We start from the raw sequence: 18,045 nt of genomic DNA, 5'->3' as shown, positions 1-18,045 counted from the left end.
TCGGTCAGTTCCGGCCATCCGGGACCCGCAAACCTGTGACCTCCTTCCCCGCTTGGCGCAGGTGCAGCTTGGCCGGTACGTCCGCAGCCGGAGGCTCGAAGGAAAGGACAGCCTTGACCACGGGAACGACCAAGGTATTTGGCGCTGTGGCATCAGCTGTGATTGCAGGCTGTCCCGAGCCCTGAACAACGAGCTTTCCATTGGCTTCACTGATCTCAATGAAAAAGGTGCCGGAGATCTGATAGCGGCCAACATATTGGCGATCAAACTGAACTCCCGGCAACCGGGAAGCAGTTTCCCGGATCAACTCGGTGGCGCCACCGCCTTGTCGCCAGATGAGGTGATTGATGCTGGCATCCGGCAGAACAAAAGGGGTGAGCGTGGCATTGATGTCTGGTGACAGAAATTCACCTGCGGAATCAAACATGAGATCCAACGGCGGCTGCCCTTGGACTTGGAGTTGCACGGTACCGGCTTCCTGCCTGTTCACTTCGAAGCGAGTGCGGCCCGCCAGGAAACTGCCTTGGATCGCCTCGGCAATCTGGATGGGCACCGGCATGCGGCGGCGAGGCTTCAGCGAATCCGCATTGCCCGTGAGGAGGGCCAAACCCACGTCGCTCAGGCCGCCCATTTCGCTCAGGGAGGTGTCTGACAGAACCAGCACAGCGGAGCGGTCCTCCGGGGAGATCAGCAGCAGGCTAGAAAATCCCCCGGTGCTGCCCTCGTGAAGCAACAACGAGCGCCCCTTGATGGAAGTGCGCGACCAATTGAGAGGGGGTAGACCCGCGCCCGGGTCGTGGGTCAGACGCAGGCCGGCTCGGATGCTGTCCGGTGCATCACCAAGGTTGGCTCTGGCGAAGGCCTCCATGTCGGCCATCGTGGCCTTGACCATGCCCACGCCTGCCAACGAGGGGTTGATCTGCCACGGGCCCACCACTTTTCCACCCGGAAAATGCCCGGCAGCGGGAGCAGCGACGGGGGATTTGGCAATGAACGCGTTGGACATTCCCAGGGGCTTGAAGAGTTGCTCCTGAAACGCCTGCTCAAGGTCCCCGCCATACGCTGATGTCACGGCCAGCGACATGAGCATCATGCCGTAGTTCGAGTAATTGAAGGTCTGACCGATATTGCCTTTCAGTTCCGTGCGTCCCAGGGCATCCAACAGATATTCGGGGGTGACATTCGCATAGGGATCCAGCGCGGATCGCACCGGCATGCGGGGCGGCAATGCCGGTAGCCCGGATGTATGGGTGAGCAGGTCCATCACCATAATGTGCCGATCGCCCTGGGCGGGGACCTTGGTGCCTGCGGGCAGATGGTCTGCCAGTTTATCCTGAAGCGTCCATTTCTCGCGGCGTACAAGGTCGGCCACCAAAAATGCAGTCATGGTCTTGGTGATGGACCCGATCTCAAATGTCCTGGAATACAGGGCGGAAGCGTCTCGTCCATCCGCGCAGAAGGAAGCGGACCTGACATTCCCGTCCCTGATGACACTGCCGAGGACACAGGCGCCGCTGATATCGCCTTCAAATCGGTGCTGGAGGGTTCGGCGCACGCCGCCGTCATTCCGTTCAGTAGACACCGCGTAGCACAATTGGGATGTTGTTGCAATTAAAAGAAGTAAAAGGGAACGACCTTTTGACATATGACTCCCGTGACGTTTTCAGCTTTGACGCACTATTGGAGCACATCTTGGCTAAAAGAGCGCTTGCATGACCACGGGCGATATCACCCCCAATATTCAACATGACGACTTATCTTCCTCAATACCGCGCGCCCATAGAGCTGGGCAGAGAGCCCATGGCAGGACCTGACGAACCCAGGGGCGCCGCGCATGAAATATTCATCGATGTCGGTGGCAATTGGACAAGCGAGCGGCATCCCACCTTCCTCGACCTGTGGTCCGCCTCCGCTGAAAGGAACAATACTGTCGAAGTGATTGATTTGCCGAGCCCCCCGCCCGCCCGCAGCCCTTGAATCGTCCACAGCGATCGAGCGGCCCAAGCGTGCCGGACACGCAGGAGACCAGATGACATCCTGCCGCTCCTCGCGCACGACTCGGAGGGCCGCGAGCGCTTCGCCGAGCCTCGCCCCACATGACGCGATCATGGTCCGCCTGTCCGACGTCATCAAACGCCAGCACTGCTCGCCATGAAGATCAACCGGTTAGGGAAGTTCTGCACAACAGGTTGGCCGATGCCTCGTGGCCGGGATGAAGGGGCCCGCCGAACTCGTTGGCGGCTGGCGGCATGACTTCATCGGGTTTGCGGCATCGATCGCGGGCTCGCAGCCCGTTTTCAAGCCGCCTTCATGTGCTCCGGACGGACTTGTCCATCCAGCGCCATCAACTGCCGTCGAGCTAGCCACAGGTTGGTCAGCGCGAACAGGGTGTGCAGCTGCGCCGTGTTCTTCGTCAGCCCGCGGTAGCGCACCTTGGTGTGTCCGAACTGGCGCTTGACGACCCGGAAGGCGTGCTCGACTTTGGCCCGCACGCTGGCCTTCAGGTGCTCGATCTCGTCGATGAGCCGCCCGAGCCGGCCCTCGTTCTCAGCGGGCTTGCGCGAACTCGGCCGCCGCGCGATCTGCCAGTCCACGCCCGGCTTGGCGTCGGGGCGCTCAGCCCGAACCACTGTTGCATGTAGTGGATACGCAGCATCGCCTCGATCGCGAACGGCGGGCGGTCCGTCTTGCTCTTGGGCCAGTGCGGCTCGATGATTTCCACGAGGACCTTCCACGGCACCACGCGCTCCATCTCTTCGAGGAACTCCCGCTTGCGCGTCTTCTTCGTCGAGAGGTTCAGGCTGACCGCCGCCTTCCAGCATGCCCCCAGCACGATGCACGATTTCGCGTTAGGGTGAGGGCCCTTGGGGCCCCGCCATGACCACCCTCCGCACCGACCTCTCCGCCTCTCCCGTCCTCTCCGTTCAGCCCCTGGGCATGCCCTGGGACACGGTCGACCCCTTCCTGTTCTGCGTGCACCACGACGACGCCTATCCGCGCGGCAACGGCCGGTACGGCCCGGATGCTTCGCTGCTGGCGGGCCGGCAGATGGGTTCCGACTTCTCGCGCAAGGACGGCTGGAGCATGTACCACGGCCAGCAGGTGCCTGGCTTCCCCGCCCACCCGCACCGCGGCTTCGAAACCGTCACCATCGTGCGCCAGGGCCGCATCGACCATTCCGATTCGCTGGGCGCCGGCGCGCGCTTCGGCGGCGGCGACGTGCAGTGGCTGACGGCCGGCAAGGGCATCGTCCACGCGGAGATGTTCCCGCTGCTGCACACCGACCGTCCCAACCCGCTGGAGCTGTTCCAGATCTGGCTCAACCTGCCCGCGGACAGCAAGATGGTGGAGCCGCACTTCACGATGTTCTGGTCGCAGGACATCCCGCGGCACACCTTCGTCGACGACGCCGGACGCGCGACGGAGGTGGTGGTCATCGCGGGCGCCCTGCCGGACGCCGCTCATGCCGGCGCGACGGTGACCAAGCCGCTCGCGCCGCCGCCGGACTCGTGGGGCTCGCGGCTGCATTCGGACCTGGCCATGTGGACCCTGCGCCTGGAGCCCGGCGCGCAATGGACCTTGCCCGCGGCACTGGGCGACGGCACGCGACGCAAGCTGTACTTCTTCGCCGGCGGCCGCATCACGATCGGCGACGAGCCCGTGACCGTCGGCCATTCCATCGAGGTGCGGGCCGGCCTCGACGTCGTGCTTGTCAATGGCGAAGAACCCGCCGAGTTGCTGATGCTGCAGGGCCGTCCCATCGGCGAGCCGGTGGCGCAGTACGGCCCCTTCGTCATGAACACCGAGCAGGAGCTGCGTCAGGCCTTCGAGGACTACCGTCGCACCGAGTTCGGGGGCTGGCCGTGGCCGGACCCGGCCCCGGTGCACGGCGACCAGGAGGACCGATTCGCGCGGCATGCGGACGGCCGGACGGAGCGGCCGCCGGCGCAGGACTGAGTCACCGCCAGCGAGGCGCCGGTCACACGATCGGACAGGGACACGGTTAAGCTGGACGCAAGGAGGCAGCGATGAATGTTTCCCAGCGCGTCGGCGCCATCAGCTACCGTTTCGACAGCCTGCGCGAGCTGATGGCCAAGGCCACACCGGAGCGTTCGGGCGACCGGCTCGCCGGCGTCTGCGCCGGGTCTGAGCAGGAACGCGTCGGCGCGCAGATGGCCTTGGCCGATCTGCCGCTGAAGACCTTCCTCAGCGAGGCCCTGATCCCATACGAGGACGACGAGATCACCCGACTCATCGTCGACGGCCACGACGCCGCGGCCTTCCAGCCGATCACCCACCTGACGGTCGGCGGGTTGCGCGAGTGGCTGCTCTCGGACGCGGCGGACACCGCGGCGCTCACGCGCCTGGCGCCCGCCCTCACGCCCGAGATGGTGGCTGCGACCAGCAAGATCATGCGGAACCAGGACCTGATCCTGGTCGCTCGCAAGTGCCAGGTCGTCACACGCTTTCGCAATACGCTGGGACTCACGGGCAGGCTGTCTACGCGCCTGCAGCCGAATCATCCGACCGACGACGCCAGCGGGATCGCCGCGAGCGTGCTTGACGGTCTGATGTACGGCAGCGGCGATGCGGTCATCGGCATCAATCCCGCCACCGACAACCTGACCCAGGTCGCGCATCTGCTACGCCTGCTGGCGGAGGTCATCGAGCGCTTCGAGATCCCCACCCAAAGCTGCGTGCTCACGCACGTGACCAACACGATGCAGTGCATCGAGCGCGGCGCGCCGGTCGATCTGGTGTTCCAGTCCATCGGCGGCACGGAAGCGACCAACCGCGGTTTCGGTGTCGACCTGAAGCTGCTGGCCGAGGCGCGCGCGGCGGCCTTGTCGCTGGCGCGGGGCGCCTACTTCGACGACGGCCAACGCGGGCAGCACGTGATGTACTTCGAGACCGGCCAGGGCAGCGCGCTGTCCGCCGGCGCGCACCACGGTTGCGACCAACAGACCCTCGAGGCCCGGACCTACGCGGTGGCGAGGCACTTCGAGCCGCTGCTCGTGAACACGGTGGTCGGGTTCATCGGGCCGGAGTACCTGTACGACGGCAAGCAGATCATCCGGGCCGGGCTGGAGGACCACTTCTGCGCCAAGCTGCTGGGCCTGCCGATGGGCTGCGACATCTGCTACACGAACCACGCGGCGGCGGATCAGAACGACATGGATGTGCTTCTCACGCTGCTGGGCGTGGCGGGCTGCAACTTCATCATGGGCATCCCGGGCTCGGACGACGTGATGCTCAACTACCAGACCACCTCGTTCCACGACGCGCTGTACGCCCGCCGGGTGCTGGGCTTGCGCGCCGCGCCGGAGTTCGAGCGCTGGCTCGAACGCATGCGCATCGCGCGACCCGGCGCGCCGGGGCATCTGGTCGACGCCATGTCCCCGGCCTTCGCTGCCTTGCTGCCATCGTCGTGAGCGAAACACCATGAGCGACGCGATCACTCCCAATCCCTGGCACACGCTGCGGCGCCACACGCCGGCGCGGATCGGGCTGGGCCGAGCGGGCGTCAGCCAGCCGACGGTGGCGCACCTGGCCTTCCAGTTGGCCCATGCGCAGGCGCGGGACGCGGTGCATCGCGAGCTGGATCAGGTGGCGCTCGCGGCGGCCCTGAACGAGGCCGGGTTGGAGACGCTCGATCTGCACAGTGCCGCCGCGGATCGGGCGGCGTACCTTCAGCGACCGGATCTCGGTCGACGGCTCGACGACCGGTCGACGGCCGTGCTGTCCTCGCTCGATGCGCAACAGCAGCCGGATCTGGCGCTGGTCGTGGCCGATGGCCTGTCCGCGTTGGCGATCGAGCGGCATGCGGTCCGGTTCGTCGAAGCGCTCCGGCCGCTGCTCGCCGACGGCTGGCGTTGGTCGCCCGTCGCCATCGTCCGTCAGGCGCGCGTCGCGATCGGAGATCCGATCGGTCAAGCGCTGGGAGCGAAGCTCGTCGTGGTGCTCATCGGCGAGCGCCCTGGATTGAGCTCCCCCGACAGCATGGGCGTCTACGTCACCTGGGCGCCTCGCCCCGGCCGCGTGGACGCGGAGCGCAACTGCATCTCCAACGTGCGACCGGAAGGATTGGCGCCGGCCACCGCGGCGGCGCGGCTGGCGTGGTTGCTCCAGGAAGCGCGGGCTCGTCAGGTGACGGGTGTTGCGTTGAAGGATGAAAGCGTGGAAGTGGCGCCGGCGGTCGAGACTCGGGAGCCGTTCCGGCTCGACAGGCGCTGATCGCGGAGGCAGCGGCCGCCGCGGATATCGATGGCTGCGTCCGATGGTTCCGACCGTTGTCAGGTTGATCGGACTCGGTGGGCGGCTCCGGGACGCTAGACGACGAAAGCGCGCAGTTCAGCCAACAAGCCATCACGGAAGCGCCAGACATCGCAGTACTCATGCCGGGAGGCTTCCCCCTTGTCGTCCTTGAGCGTGATCTCGCCGATCGCAATGACGAAGTCGCCCTCTGCCACCATTCGATGGACGTCGAACTCGGGGGGCTCGCGATAGGTGTCGGCCATCCACTTGCGAACGGCTTCCTTGCCCCTGAGCGTCCGCTCGCCGACAAAGGTCCACTCGGTATCCTCGGTGCAGAACTGCAGGAATCCTTCGAAGTCGCGCTTGACGATGGCTGCGTTCGCCTTCTCAAGAATCGATTTATGGGCGTGAGACATGCAGGTTCTCCTGGTCAGATCGGTCCCAACAACAACGGCAACCCGCTTGCCATCTGGATCCGTGTCCGTGTCCTGTCGCAAGGCGTCTCGTTCGACACGACTTCTGTAATTCCCGTTGCGGCGCCGTTACCTCATGTAGCGAATTCCAGGGGCACCGCATTCAACGCCCGACCTATCATGCCGCCGCAACGATTTAACGCTAAATCGCCGCAAACACTCGAGTAGCCCGGCATCTCGCTGCAATCGGTCATCGACGCCAAAAGCGGCTCGACGTCGTGCTGGCTCGCAGCGAGGGGGAGCGCAAGGCGGGTCGCACGACGCGAGAGAGGGGGCTCGCCATGGCGACGCTGCAGCCCGGTGTGGCCGGCGCCGCCACCGTGATGCGTGAACCGCGCCAGCCAAGCCATCCGGTTGCGTGACGAAGTGGCGAGATCAGCCACGCGATCACGCGCCGTTATGACTGCCGCGCACGCCGGCCATAGCGTGGCGCACTTCAACAAGACCACCGCAATGACGATATTCAGACCCGGGGCGGAGCACGCGGCCCTTGACGACTTTCCGGACGCGCACCGGCGCCTGCTGACCTTGGGCGTCGGCCTGTTCCCGATCCTGCCGCTTCTGCCGGGATGCGGCGGCGGCCCGGTCAGCGAGGCGGGTACCCCGTTGCTCGGCGGAGCGGATGAAGCGGCGGCGGGCATCGGGACGCCGCCGCCGCCAGACACGACACCGGATCCTCGGCCCGACGATCCGATTCCAGCCCCCGCGCCGGCGCCGGCGCCCCCTCCCGCCCCGACCGAGCCCATGCCGCCCGCCCCGGCTGCGCCTGCACCCGCGCCTTCACCGGCGCCCGCACCCGCACCCGCACCTGCGCCTGCACCTGCACCTGCACCTGCACCTGCACCTGCACCTACACCTGCGCCTGCACCCGCACCTGCACCTGCACCTGCGCCTGCGCCTGCGCCTGTGCCTGCACCTGCACCTGCGCCCGCACCGGCACCCGCGCCTGCGCCAGGCGGGCTGGTCCATCCGGGGCTGCTTCATACGCAGGCGGACCTTCAGCGCATGCGCGATCAGGTCGCCGCCGGCAGGCAGCCGTGGCTCGGCAGTTGGAACCTGCTGCTCGCCGCGCGTCGTGCCGAGCTGGGCGTGAAGCCCTCACCGCTGGAAGTCGTGAGTCGCGGCGGAACCGGCGAGAACTTCTGGGTGATGGTCACCGACATGATGCGCGCGTATCACCTCGCGCTGCGCTGGAAGGTCACCGGCGACGAGGCCTATGCGAAAGACGCGGTGAAGTTCCTCAATGCCTGGTCGTCGACCTTGAAGCGGCTGGCCGGCGATTCCAATCGTTACCTGGCGTCGGGCCTCTACGGCAACCAATGGGCCAATGCCGCCGAGGTGATGCGCACCTATCCGGGTTGGGCCAAGGAGGACGTCGCACGGTTCCAGACCATGCTGCTCAACGTGTTCTATCCGGAGTGCCACGCGTTCCTCACCGACCACAACGGCACCGAGATCAGAAAGGTCACGCACTACTGGGCCAACTGGGACCTGGCGAACGTCTGCAGCATGTATGCCATCGGCGTGTTCTGCGACCGACAGGACATCGTCGCTGAGGCCAGCAACTACTACAAGAACGGCCGGGGCTGTGGATCGCACGGCAACAACGTCTACTACCTGCATCCCGGCTACCTGGGCCAGTGGCAGGAAAGCCACCGCGACCAAGGACACTCCACCCTTGGCATCGCGCTGGCCGGCATGCTGTGCGAGATGGCCTGGAACCAGGGCGAGGACCTCTACGGGCTCTGGAACAACCGCCTCCTCGCCGGTGCGGAGTACGTCGCGAAGACCAACGTCCTGGTCGGACCGCCGCCCGACTACATCGCGTACCCGATGCCCTTCACCCCCTACACCGGCGTCCATGGATCCAGCACCACGGTGTCCGGTGGGGACAACCCTCGCCCCTGCTGGGAACTCATCCTCAACCATTACGTCGCCCGCAAAGGCCTGTCGGCCCCATGGACCCAGAAGATGGTGAACAAGCAGCGTCCTGAACGGGTGGACGGTGGGGATTCGCCGGGCCTGGGATCCTTGCTTTACGTCCGTGACGCCGTCGCGCCCGCCCGGCCGAGCGGCCTGAGCGCCGTCCTCCATGAGGGCAAGGTGCTGATGTCGTGGTGGGGCAGCGCCGATGCAACGGACTATCTGGTGCAGCGCGCGAGTTCCTCCGCCGGCCCCTTCACCACCCTTGCGCGAGTGACCGACCCGCGCACCTACACCGACGCACCGGCTGCGGGCACCTGGTACTACCGCATCAGCGCCGTCACCGGCCAGGGCGAGCGGGTCGGGGCGGACACCCTGCGCGTGGCGGTGCCCGGAGAACTGTGGCTGCATCTGCCACTCAACGGCAGCACCGATGACCTCAGCGGCAACGGCCGATATGGCGTGCTCATGGAAGGCGCGACCTGGGGCGAGGGGCGCAACGGCAGCACCTGCGTCGTGTTCGACGGCCGCCGTGCCCATGTGCGCCTGGTCGATGGCGTGGTGTCGGCATTGGGCGACTACACGGTGGCGATGTGGGTCTACTGCGACAACACCGGCCCCAGTTCGCGCTTCTTCGATTTCGGCTCCAACGACGTGTCGTACATGGCGCTCACCCCGCGGGAGTCGACGCGCCCGCCCGTCCCCAGCCTGATGCGCCTCATGTCCACACGCAATCAGTTCTGGATGCCGTCGCCCTTGGCGGCGCCCATTCCGCCCAACGGTCGCTGGACCCATGTGGCCATCACGCTCTCTGGCACGGTCGGCACGCTTTACGTCGACGGCTCACCGGTCGCCACCAGTCCCGAAATCTGGATGGCGCCCTATCAGTTCGGCCACACGACGCGGAACTGGCTGGGACGCTCGCAGTACGGGGGCGATCCATTCTTTAAGGGGCGGATGCAGGACTTCCGGATCTACAGCGGAGCGCTGACCGCCGCCGCCGTTGCGAACCTCGCCCGCTGACAGCCTTGCCCCCGCCCTTGGGCGGGGCAAGGCGAGCGCGGAAGCTTCACGTCAACTCATACGCCAGCTCAGAGAAATGCCGCCCGTCCCGGATGTCGACGCTCAGTTGCCCGCTGAGCCCGGTCAGCCCGCCGGTCCCTGAATCCGGCACCACCTGCACGGTCAGTGTCGGCTGGCCGCGGTTCATCTCGCCGGTGTGCATCAGCACGAAGCTCCCCTCCCAAGTTAGCTGAATGTCGACACCCGCCCTTGAAAGCGCCAAGCCCGTCCATATAATCTCCCTGCTAGCACTCGCGTCGGTCGAGTGCTAACAAGCCCCACGACGTCCCTCGCGGGGCTTACTTCTTGTGGGGGTTGGCCAGTGCGAGAACCGCACGGCGGGCCCTTGAAGCAAGTCCGCACAGTCAAGGAGATCTGATGAAACTGCGTCCTCTGCACGATCGCGTGATCGTTAAGCGCCTGGAAAACGAAACCAAGACGGCCTCCGGCATCGTCATCCCCGACAACGCCGCCGAGAAGCCCGACCAGGGCGAGGTGCTGGCCGTCGGCCCGGGCAAGCGCAACGACAAGGGTGAATTCATCGCCCTGAACGTCGCCGTCGGCGACCGCGTGCTGTTCGGCAAGTACAGCGGCCAGACCGTCAAGGTCGACGGCGAAGAGCTGCTCGTGATGCGCGAAGAGGATCTGTTTGCGGTCATCGCCAAGTAATCGGCGACCACCCTCACAGACCCCATTCATCTAGATAGAGATTCGGAGAGATACACATGGCAGCAAAAGACGTTGTCTTCGGCGGCGAAGCCCGTGCCCGCATGGTCGAAGGCGTGAACATCCTGGCCAACGCGGTCAAGGTCACGCTGGGTCCCAAGGGCCGTAACGTGGTGCTGGAGCGCTCGTTCGGCGCCCCCACCGTCACCAAGGACGGTGTCTCGGTCGCCAAGGAGATCGAGCTCAAGGACAAGCTGCAGAACATGGGCGCCCAGATGGTCAAGGAAGTCGCTTCCAAGACCTCGGACAACGCCGGTGACGGCACCACCACCGCCACCGTGCTGGCCCAGGCCATCGTGCGCGAAGGCATGAAGTACGTGGCCGCCGGCATGAACCCGATGGACCTCAAGCGCGGCATCGACAAGGCCGTCGCCGCCCTGGTCGAGCAGCTGAAGAAGGCCTCCAAGGCCACCACCACGTCCAAGGAAATCGCCCAGGTCGGCACGATCTCGGCCAACTCCGATGACTCGATCGGCAAGATCATCGCCGACGCGATGGACAAGGTCGGCAAGGAAGGCGTGATCACCGTCGAGGACGGCAAGTCGCTGGCCAACGAGCTGGACGTCGTCGAAGGCATGCAGTTCGACCGCGGCTACCTGTCGCCCTACTTCATCAACAACCCGGAGAAGCAGTCGGCGATCCTGGACAACCCCTTCGTCCTGCTCTACGACAAGAAGATCTCCAACATCCGCGACCTGCTGCCGACGCTGGAAGCCGTAGCCAAGGCCGGCCGTCCGCTGCTGATCATCGCGGAAGAAGTCGACGGCGAAGCGCTGGCGACCCTGGTGGTCAACACCATCCGCGGCATCCTGAAGGTTGTCGCCGTGAAGGCCCCGGGCTTCGGCGACCGCCGCAAGGCCATGCTGGAAGACATCGCCATCCTGACCGGCGGCAAGGTCATCGCCGAGGAAGTCGGCCTGTCGCTGGAGAAGGTCACGCTGGCTGACCTGGGCCAGGCCAAGCGCGTCGAAGTGGGCAAGGAAAACACCACCATCATCGACGGCAACGGCGCCGGCGCCGACATCGAGGCGCGCGTCAAGCAGATCCGCGTCCAGATCGAGGAAGCCACCAGCGACTACGACCGCGAGAAGCTGCAGGAACGCGTGGCCAAGCTGGCCGGCGGCGTGGCCGTCATCAAGGTCGGTGCCGCCACCGAAGTCGAGATGAAGGAGAAGAAGGCCCGTGTCGAAGACGCGCTGCACGCCACCCGTGCCGCCGTCGAGGAAGGCATCGTGGCCGGTGGCGGTGTCGCGCTGCTGCGCGCCCGTCAGGCCGCTGGCGACATCAAGGGCGACAACGCCGACCAGGACGCCGGCATCAAGCTGATCCTGAAGGCCATCGAAGCCCCGCTGCGCGAGATCGTCTACAACGCCGGCGAAGAAAGCTCGGTCGTCGTCAACAACGTGCTGGCCGGTTCGGGCAACCACGGCTACAACGCCGCCAACGGCACCTATGGCGACATGATCGAGATGGGCATCCTGGACCCGACCAAGGTGACCCGCACCGCGCTGCAGAACGCCGCCTCCGTGGCCTCGCTGATGCTGACGACCGAGTGCATGGTCGCCGAAGCGCCGAAGGATGAGTCCGCCGCGCCCGCGATGCCGGGTGGCATGGGCGGCATGGGCATGGACATGTAAGAGTCCGGCCGAGCCCGCGACGATCGACGCCCGCCGTCGATCGTTGACGCTCAGCAAAAGGGGTCGCTTCGGCGACCCCTTTTTTTCATTGCGCGGGCCGCAACGGGAAAAAGATCGCCGCCCGGGGGCCGCTCTGTTTCCGTTGGATACGAACCGGGCAACGCGCTTGCTGGTCATCCCGGTCGGCATGCGCCCAGAATTGCCGGACCCGCCAGCCTCTTCGGCTCGGCACCGCAGGGGCTTTCCCCAGGTCGCACGGCCCCACGGGCCTGGGGGATGTCACTTGAATCAGGGGCGACCATAATGCGCTGACAACTTGTCACAAACGATGGCCCACGCCGCTTCGCCTTCCCTTCAAAGCCTGGTCGACGAGACCCTCGCCCACGTGCCCGCGCTGTCGCATGCGGTCTACAACGGCTTGCAGGACGAGCTCAAGAGCCGGCTGGAGCACCACCAGTTGCTGGCCGGATGGTCCAAGCGACGCGCCCACTTCGCGTCCGACCTCGAAGGCTCGCTGGGTCGCCTGCTGGGCTTGGCGCGCGAAGGCGGCGATCCGCTGCAGCGCGAGCGGCAGGCGGCGGGTCGCGGGGAGCTGTCGCTGAGCCTGGTCGACGAGGGCCAGGCGCTGAAGGACGTCGCGATCGCGCACGTGATCACCGCCATCGAGGACCAGTCGCGCGCCGAGCTCCACCAGCTCGGCAATTTCTTCGCGGCGCTGCGTGGCATCGCCCGGCCGCTGAAGAACGACAACCCGCTGCGGGCTGCGCTGTTCGCGCAGGCGCTGTCCCGCGCGATCGAGGGCGTGGACCTCGATGCCGAAGGCCGTTATGCGCTGATGCGCATGGCCGCGCTGCCGCTGGCGCTGAAGCTGCAGCCGATCTACGCCTCGCTGTGCCAGGGCCTGCGGCAGGCGCAGCTGAGCGGCATGCTCACCAGCCACGGCGCCGCGCTGAAGGAATCGGACCTGCGGCGGCGCCAGTTCAAGAGCATCACCGAGACGCCGACGCAGAACGCGACGCTGGACCAGGTTGCGCTGAAGCTGGACCTGATGAACACCCGCGCGGCCGAGCTGACCCCGGCGATGGCGCACCCGGGCCCCGCCGGCGCCGCGCCGGCCGCTCCGCCGCCCAGGCTCGGCCCCGGCACCGGCGCGCCGGGCACCGACCTGCTGTCGCGTCTGTACGACCAGATCCTGGCCGACGACAGCCTGCAACCGCCGCTGAAGGTGCTGATGGGCCGGCTGCAGGTCGCGATCGTGCGACTGTCCCGCGCCGACGCGACGCTGCTGCGGCGCCAGGACCATCCGACCTGGCAGCTGCTGAACCGCATCGCCGCGCACGGCGCGGGTTTCCAGCGGCCGGACGATGTCGACCTGAAGGCCTTCCTGCAATTCCTGGAGCGCGTGATCCAGCCGCTGCTGGACAGCGCCCATCCCTCGGCGCTGCAGTTCCAGCAGGCGCTGACCGAGGTCGACAGCCACATCCGCGCCCAGGCCGAGGCCCGCGGCCAGCGCAGCGCGGTGGCGCTGGAGCGGCTGGATCGCGAGCAGCGCCGGCAGGAGTGGCAGCGGATGCTGCGCGACCAGCTCGAGCACCAGCTCGACGACGCGCAGGCCGGCAAGCTGATGCGGCGTTTCCTGCTCGGGCCCTGGGTCGAGGTCATCGCGCATGCGATGGTCCAGCACGGCCGCGACGCGGTGGAGGCGCAGACCTCGATCGAGCTGGTCGACGCGCTGCTGCACAGCGTGTCGCCGCAGCCGGACGAGGCGGCGCGCCAGCGGCTGCGCGCCCAGTTGCCGGACCTGGTCCGGGCGCTGGAACGCGGCATGGACTCGATCGCGCTGCCGCCGATGCAGCGCCAGACCTTCCTCGACGAACTGATGCGCCAGCATGGCCGCGTGCTGCGCGGCCTGCCGGCGCTCGAGGAAGCGGCGCCGGCAGCGCCCGCGGCGCCGAGTCCGCGCCGCCCGGCCCGGACGCCGGAAGAGCTGCTGCAGCAGCTGCTGGACGAGCGCGAATCGCAGCTGCCCTCGCGCTGGGCCTACGAGCGGGTCGACCGCGGCCAGTTGCCGACCGTGCCGGTGGCGCTCTACAGCGAGGAACATTCGCCGCACGCGCAGGCCGCGCTGCAGGACTGGATCGCCGGCGTGCACATCGGCGGCTGGTACCACCTGTTCCACCGGAGCGAATGGATCACCGCGCAGATCGCCTGGATCAGCGACAGCCGCCAGATGTTCCTGTTCATCGGCCAGGCGCCGGAGGAGCGCCACTCGGTGACGCGCGGCGCGCTCGAGCAGCTGGTGGCCGCCGGCCTGATCACGCAGCTCGAGGATGCGCCGCTGCTGCAGCGCGCGATCGGCACGCTGATGCTGGACCTGGACCGCGCGCCCGCCCAAGGCGACGACCGCTGACGGACACGGCCGGCCGCCGGGGCCGGTTCGGGTCACAATGCGCGCGCCCCGGGCGCTTGCCGCGGGGCGTTCCGTCCCCCGTCCGCCGTCGATGCCCGCCGTGTTCCGCGATTCCCGAGCCGTTTTCCGCCTCGCCGGTGTTCCCGGCCTGCCTGCCCTGCTGCTGACGGCCGTGCTGGCGACCGTGCTGGCCGCGCCCGCGGTGCTGGCCCAGACCGTGCCGCCCAACCCGCCGCCCGGCCCGGTGCCGACGCCCGCCGCCGACCAGGCGCAGCGGCCCAAGCTGGCGCTGGTGCTGTCCGGCGGCGGCGCGCGCGGGCTGGCCCACGTCGGCGTGCTGAAGGTGCTCGAGCGCGAGCACATCCCCGTCGACATCGTCACCGGCACCTCGATGGGCGCCATCATCGGCGGGCTCTACGCCAGCGGCATGTCCGCCGAGGACCTGGATCGCGAGCTGTCGAGGATCGCGTGGGACCGGCTCTTCGCCAGCCGCGTCGATCGGCAGGACCTGTCGCAGCGCCGCAAGGAGGAGGACTTCGAGTTCTCCGCGACGATCGAATTCGGCCTGCGCGACGGCGAGGTGCGCGTGCCCACCGGCACCCTCTCCAGCCGCGGCCTGGAGGCGCTGCTGCGCCGGCTGACGCTGCCGGTGCGCAACGTGCGCCAGTTCGACCGCCTGCCGACGCCCTTCCGCGCCGTCGCCACCGACATGGAGAACGGCCAGGAGCGCATCCTGGCCGAGGGCGACCTGGCGCTGGCGCTGCGCTCCAGCATGAGCGTGCCCGGCGTGTTCGCGCCGGTCGAGTGGGAAGACCGCATCCTCGGCGACGGCGGCCTGGTCAACAACCTGCCGGTGGACGTGGCGCGCGAGATGGGCGCGACGCGCCTGATCGCCGTCAACGTCGGCACGCCGGTGGGTGGGCGCGAGACGCTGAACTCGCTGATCGGCCTGACGGCGCAGATGATCAACATCCTGACCGAGCAGAACGTGCAGCGCTCGATCGCCAGCATGTCCGCCGGCGAGGACCTGCTCATCACGCCGCAGCTGGGCAAGCTAACCTCGGGCGACTTCGACAAGGCGCGCGACTTCATCCGCGCCGGCGAGGAGGCGGCCCAGGCGCTGCTGCCGCAGCTGCGCGCCTATGCCGTCGACGACAAGACCTATGCCGACTGGCAGTTCGCGCGCATCGGGCTGAAGCCGCCGGCCGTCGTGCTCGCGGCGGTCAAGCTGGAGGGCTCGGACAACACCAATCCGGAGCGCTTCCGCAGCCAGCTCGAATCCAAGCCCGGCCAGGTCTTCAACAATGAGACGGCCGAGCGCGACATGCGCTTCCTCTCCTCCAGCGGCGACTACAACCGCGTCGACTACCACGTCGAGCAACGCGCCGACGGCGAGACGCTGGTCTTCAACATGGAGGACAAGCCCTGGGGGCCGAACTACTTCCGCGTCGGCATGGACCTGTCCACCGACTCGGGCGGCGACAGCTTCTTCAACCTGCGGCTGAGCCACAACCGCCACTGGCTGACCAGCAAGGGCACCGAGTGGCGCAACCAGATCACCATCGGCGAAACGCCGCGGCTCTACACCGAGCTCTACCACCCGCTCGGACTCAAGCTCGGCGTGGCCGACGACTGGTTCGTCAGCGCCTGGGCCGAGGCCAACCAGCGCAAGCAGATCGTCTATGACGACAACGACCCCGACAACGCCAGCCTGGGCCAGGCGCGGCTGGTGCGGCGCGACGGCACGCTGGGACTGGACGTCGGCCAGCCTTGGGGCCGCTGGGGCGAGGTGCGGCTGGGCGTGATCAGCCAGGTCCGCCATGCCAAGCCCGACCTGATCACCGTCGCCACGCCCGCGATGGGCAAGCTGCGCTGGACCAGCTACGAGCGCGGCTTCCGCCTGCGCACCGTCGTCGACCAGCTGGACTACGCCAACTTCCCGCAGCACGGCTACCGCTTCACCGTCGAGGCCCAGGGCGGCCGCCAGGACAACCGCAACCTCAGCAGCGGCCGTTTCCTGCGCCTGAACATGGACGGCAACATGGTGCGCAGCTTCGGCGGCCACACCGTCAGCCTGTACGCGCGGGCGGTCGGTTCGCAGCAGCCCGACGACACCGGCCTGGGCGGCTACACGCTGGGCGGCTTCCATCAACTGTCGGGCTACAACCCCAACCAGCTCAGCGGCAACTCGCTGTTGTTCACACGGGCGACCTACTACCGGCGGCTGAACGACCAGCCCTTCCTGTCCCGCGGCTTCTTCGTCGGCGGCACGCTCGAGGCCGGCAACACCTGGCTGTCGCGCCGCGACATCAACATCAAGGACCTGCGCTACGCGAGCAGCGTGTTCCTCGGCTCGGACACGGGGCTGGGTCCGTTGTACGTGGGCATCGGCTACGCGCCGCGCGGCGGCACCGCGCTCTACGTGTTCATCGGCCGGCCCTGATCGGGCTCGGCGTCGACGTCGGCGTCCTCATCGGCGCCGGCGTCGGCGTCCTCATCGTCCGATCGCAGCGCCGGCTCGCGGTGGGCCCAGTCGTAGAGCACCTCGGCCACGTCCTCCAGGCCCTGCTTGCTGAGCGCCGAGAACAGCGTGATGCGGATGTCCGAGTCCTCGGTGGCCAGCACGCCGATGTCCTTCTCGACCTGCGCCAGGACCGCGGCGCCTTCCTTGCGGTTGAGCTTGTCGGCCTTGGTCAGCACGATCAGCAGGCTGACCTCGCCGGCGGTAACGCGGTCGGAGACGAACTCCAGCAGCTGCTTGTCCAGATCGGTCAGGCCCAGCCGCGAATCGACCATCAGCACCACGCCCGACAGCGATTCGCGCTGGCTGAGGTAATCGGCCATGACGCGCTGCCAGCGCAGCTTGGCGTCGCGGGCGACCGCGGCGTAGCCGTAGCCCGGCAGGTCGGCGAACAGCGCATCGGGCGCGTCGCGCGGGCCCACCGCGAACAGGTTGATGTGCTGCGTGCGGCCCGGCGTCTTGGAGGCGAAGGCCAGGCGCTTCTGCTGCGCCAGCGTGTTGACCGCCGTCGACTTGCCGGCGTTGGAGCGGCCGACGAAGGCGATCTCCGGCAGCTGGCGCGGGGCCAGGTCGTGCGCGAGCGCCTCGCCCTCGCTCGCCAGCGCGGAGCCGGCGTCGCCTTCGGGTGCGCCGACGTCGGCGTCGTCCAGGAATTCGTCGAACTCGTCGTCGCCCGCGGCCTCGGCGCGGGCCTGGGCCTCGGCGGGCAGCACGCCGTTGACGGGCAGATGCTTGAGCTGGCTGGCGGTCGTCAGGAAGCGCGCGGTGTGCGTCCACGCCAGCGCGCGCTTGCCGGCCGTCAGCGGTTCGGTGCTGGCCGGCTTGACCGGCGGGGGCAGGCCTTGCGCCTTGAGCTTCTCGTTGGCCTTGGCACGCGCCTTGGCTGCGGCACGCTGGCCGGTCTTGCCCGGACCGGGCTTCTTCTTCGCCCCCCCTGCGCGTCCCGCACCACGGCCTGCGGGTTTCCCTGGGGCCGCGGGAGCGGGTTTCTTGTTGGAATCGGTCATCGCGCTGCGGGGCTCAAAAGAGGTGCCATTG

At 67.6% G+C, this 18,045-nt stretch carries 12 protein-coding genes and 1 pseudogene; 8 read left to right on the top strand and 5 right to left on the bottom strand.

All coding sequences use genetic code 11. The features are described 5' to 3' along the window. Positions 1-4: 4 nt before the first annotated feature. Positions 5-1,555, bottom strand: coding sequence for a serine hydrolase (locus FHT37_RS22465; protein WP_186830413.1), 1,551 nt, complete (start codon positions 1,553-1,555; stop codon positions 5-7). Between the two features lie 742 nt (positions 1,556-2,297). Continuing rightward, positions 2,298-2,830: pseudogene (locus FHT37_RS22460) on the bottom strand (transposase). Between the two features lie 47 nt (positions 2,831-2,877). Here FHT37_RS22460 and FHT37_RS22455 point away from each other — a divergent pair. The 3 genes from FHT37_RS22455 (at position 2,878) to eutC (ending at position 6,234) form a co-directional block, all read left to right on the top strand. Next, positions 2,878-3,957, top strand: coding sequence for a pirin family protein (locus tag FHT37_RS22455; protein ID WP_147240635.1), 1,080 nt, complete (start codon positions 2,878-2,880; stop codon positions 3,955-3,957). Positions 3,958-4,028: 71 nt separating this feature from the next. After that, entirely contained in the window at positions 4,029-5,432 is a 1,404-nt protein-coding gene (locus FHT37_RS22450) for an ethanolamine ammonia-lyase subunit EutB (protein ID WP_183484777.1), read from the top strand. A 10-nt stretch (positions 5,433-5,442) separates the two neighbouring features. After that, positions 5,443-6,234: an ethanolamine ammonia-lyase subunit EutC gene (gene eutC / locus FHT37_RS22445; RefSeq protein ID WP_183484774.1), complete on the top strand. Its 792-nt coding sequence runs from the start codon at positions 5,443-5,445 to the stop codon at positions 6,232-6,234. A gap of 95 nt (positions 6,235-6,329) precedes the next feature. On the opposite strand, the gene FHT37_RS22440 is transcribed toward eutC, so the two are convergent. Further along, positions 6,330-6,671, bottom strand: a complete 342-nt coding sequence (locus FHT37_RS22440; protein WP_091720650.1) for a nuclear transport factor 2 family protein — start codon at positions 6,669-6,671, stop codon at positions 6,330-6,332. Positions 6,672-7,733: 1,062 nt separating this feature from the next. Between FHT37_RS22440 and FHT37_RS22435 the strand changes: the two genes are divergently transcribed. Next, positions 7,734-9,674: a LamG-like jellyroll fold domain-containing protein gene (locus FHT37_RS22435; protein ID WP_255489909.1), complete on the top strand. Its 1,941-nt coding sequence runs from the start codon at positions 7,734-7,736 to the stop codon at positions 9,672-9,674. A 46-nt stretch (positions 9,675-9,720) separates the two neighbouring features. On the opposite strand, the gene FHT37_RS22430 is transcribed toward FHT37_RS22435, so the two are convergent. Next, positions 9,721-9,882, bottom strand: coding sequence for a DUF3224 domain-containing protein (locus FHT37_RS22430; protein WP_255512020.1), 162 nt, complete (start codon positions 9,880-9,882; stop codon positions 9,721-9,723). Positions 9,883-10,091: 209 nt separating this feature from the next. Here FHT37_RS22430 and groES point away from each other — a divergent pair, with 209 nt between their 5' ends. The 4 genes from groES (at position 10,092) to FHT37_RS22410 (ending at position 16,929) form a co-directional block, all read left to right on the top strand. Beyond that, the gene (gene groES, locus FHT37_RS22425; protein ID WP_091720640.1) at positions 10,092-10,382 is read left to right on the top strand and encodes a co-chaperone GroES; all 291 of its coding nucleotides are present in this window, start codon (positions 10,092-10,094) and stop codon (positions 10,380-10,382) included. Positions 10,383-10,438: 56 nt separating this feature from the next. Continuing rightward, positions 10,439-12,076 (top strand): chaperonin GroEL, encoded by a 1,638-nt coding sequence (gene groL / locus FHT37_RS22420; RefSeq protein ID WP_183484771.1) that lies wholly within the window; start codon positions 10,439-10,441, stop codon positions 12,074-12,076. Positions 12,077-12,404: 328 nt separating this feature from the next. After that, entirely contained in the window at positions 12,405-14,486 is a 2,082-nt protein-coding gene (locus FHT37_RS22415) for a DUF1631 family protein (RefSeq protein WP_183484768.1), read from the top strand. A 91-nt stretch (positions 14,487-14,577) separates the two neighbouring features. Beyond that, the gene (locus FHT37_RS22410; RefSeq protein ID WP_183484765.1) at positions 14,578-16,929 is read left to right on the top strand and encodes a patatin-like phospholipase family protein; all 2,352 of its coding nucleotides are present in this window, start codon (positions 14,578-14,580) and stop codon (positions 16,927-16,929) included. Here the strand turns inward: FHT37_RS22410 and yihA are convergent. Then, positions 16,905-17,609 carry a ribosome biogenesis GTP-binding protein YihA/YsxC gene (yihA, locus tag FHT37_RS22405; RefSeq protein WP_255489974.1) on the bottom strand — a complete coding sequence of 235 codons (705 nt, stop codon included), beginning with the start codon at positions 17,607-17,609 and terminating at the stop codon, positions 16,905-16,907. The two genes, FHT37_RS22410 and yihA, sit on opposite strands and share 25 nt — an antisense overlap. Positions 17,610-18,045 lie beyond the last annotated feature (436 nt).

This window comes from Mitsuaria sp. BK037, assembly GCF_014193045.1.
GTDB lineage: Bacteria > Pseudomonadota > Gammaproteobacteria > Burkholderiales > Burkholderiaceae_C > Roseateles.
Note: the sequence above shows the minus strand (reverse complement) of the source record. Positions and strands in the feature narration are given on the sequence as shown.

Bases quoted from the DNA above. Each gene is read 5' to 3' on its own strand.
- FHT37_RS22415 (WP_183484768.1), top strand. From the start codon at position 12,405: ATGGCCCACGCCGCTTCGCCTTCCCTTCAAAGCCTGGTCGACGAGACC.
- groES (WP_091720640.1), top strand. From the start codon at position 10,092: ATGAAACTGCGTCCTCTGCACGATCGCGTGATCGTTAAGCGCCTGGAA.
- groL (WP_183484771.1), top strand. From the start codon at position 10,439: ATGGCAGCAAAAGACGTTGTCTTCGGCGGCGAAGCCCGTGCCCGCATG.
- FHT37_RS22450 (WP_183484777.1), top strand. From the start codon at position 4,029: ATGAATGTTTCCCAGCGCGTCGGCGCCATCAGCTACCGTTTCGACAGC.
- FHT37_RS22435 (WP_255489909.1), top strand. From the start codon at position 7,734: ATGCGCGATCAGGTCGCCGCCGGCAGGCAGCCGTGGCTCGGCAGTTGG.
- FHT37_RS22410 (WP_183484765.1), top strand. From the start codon at position 14,578: ATGCCCGCCGTGTTCCGCGATTCCCGAGCCGTTTTCCGCCTCGCCGGT.
- FHT37_RS22455 (WP_147240635.1), top strand. From the start codon at position 2,878: ATGACCACCCTCCGCACCGACCTCTCCGCCTCTCCCGTCCTCTCCGTT.
- eutC (WP_183484774.1), top strand. From the start codon at position 5,443: ATGAGCGACGCGATCACTCCCAATCCCTGGCACACGCTGCGGCGCCAC.
- FHT37_RS22440 (WP_091720650.1), bottom strand. From the start codon at position 6,671: ATGTCTCACGCCCATAAATCGATTCTTGAGAAGGCGAACGCAGCCATC.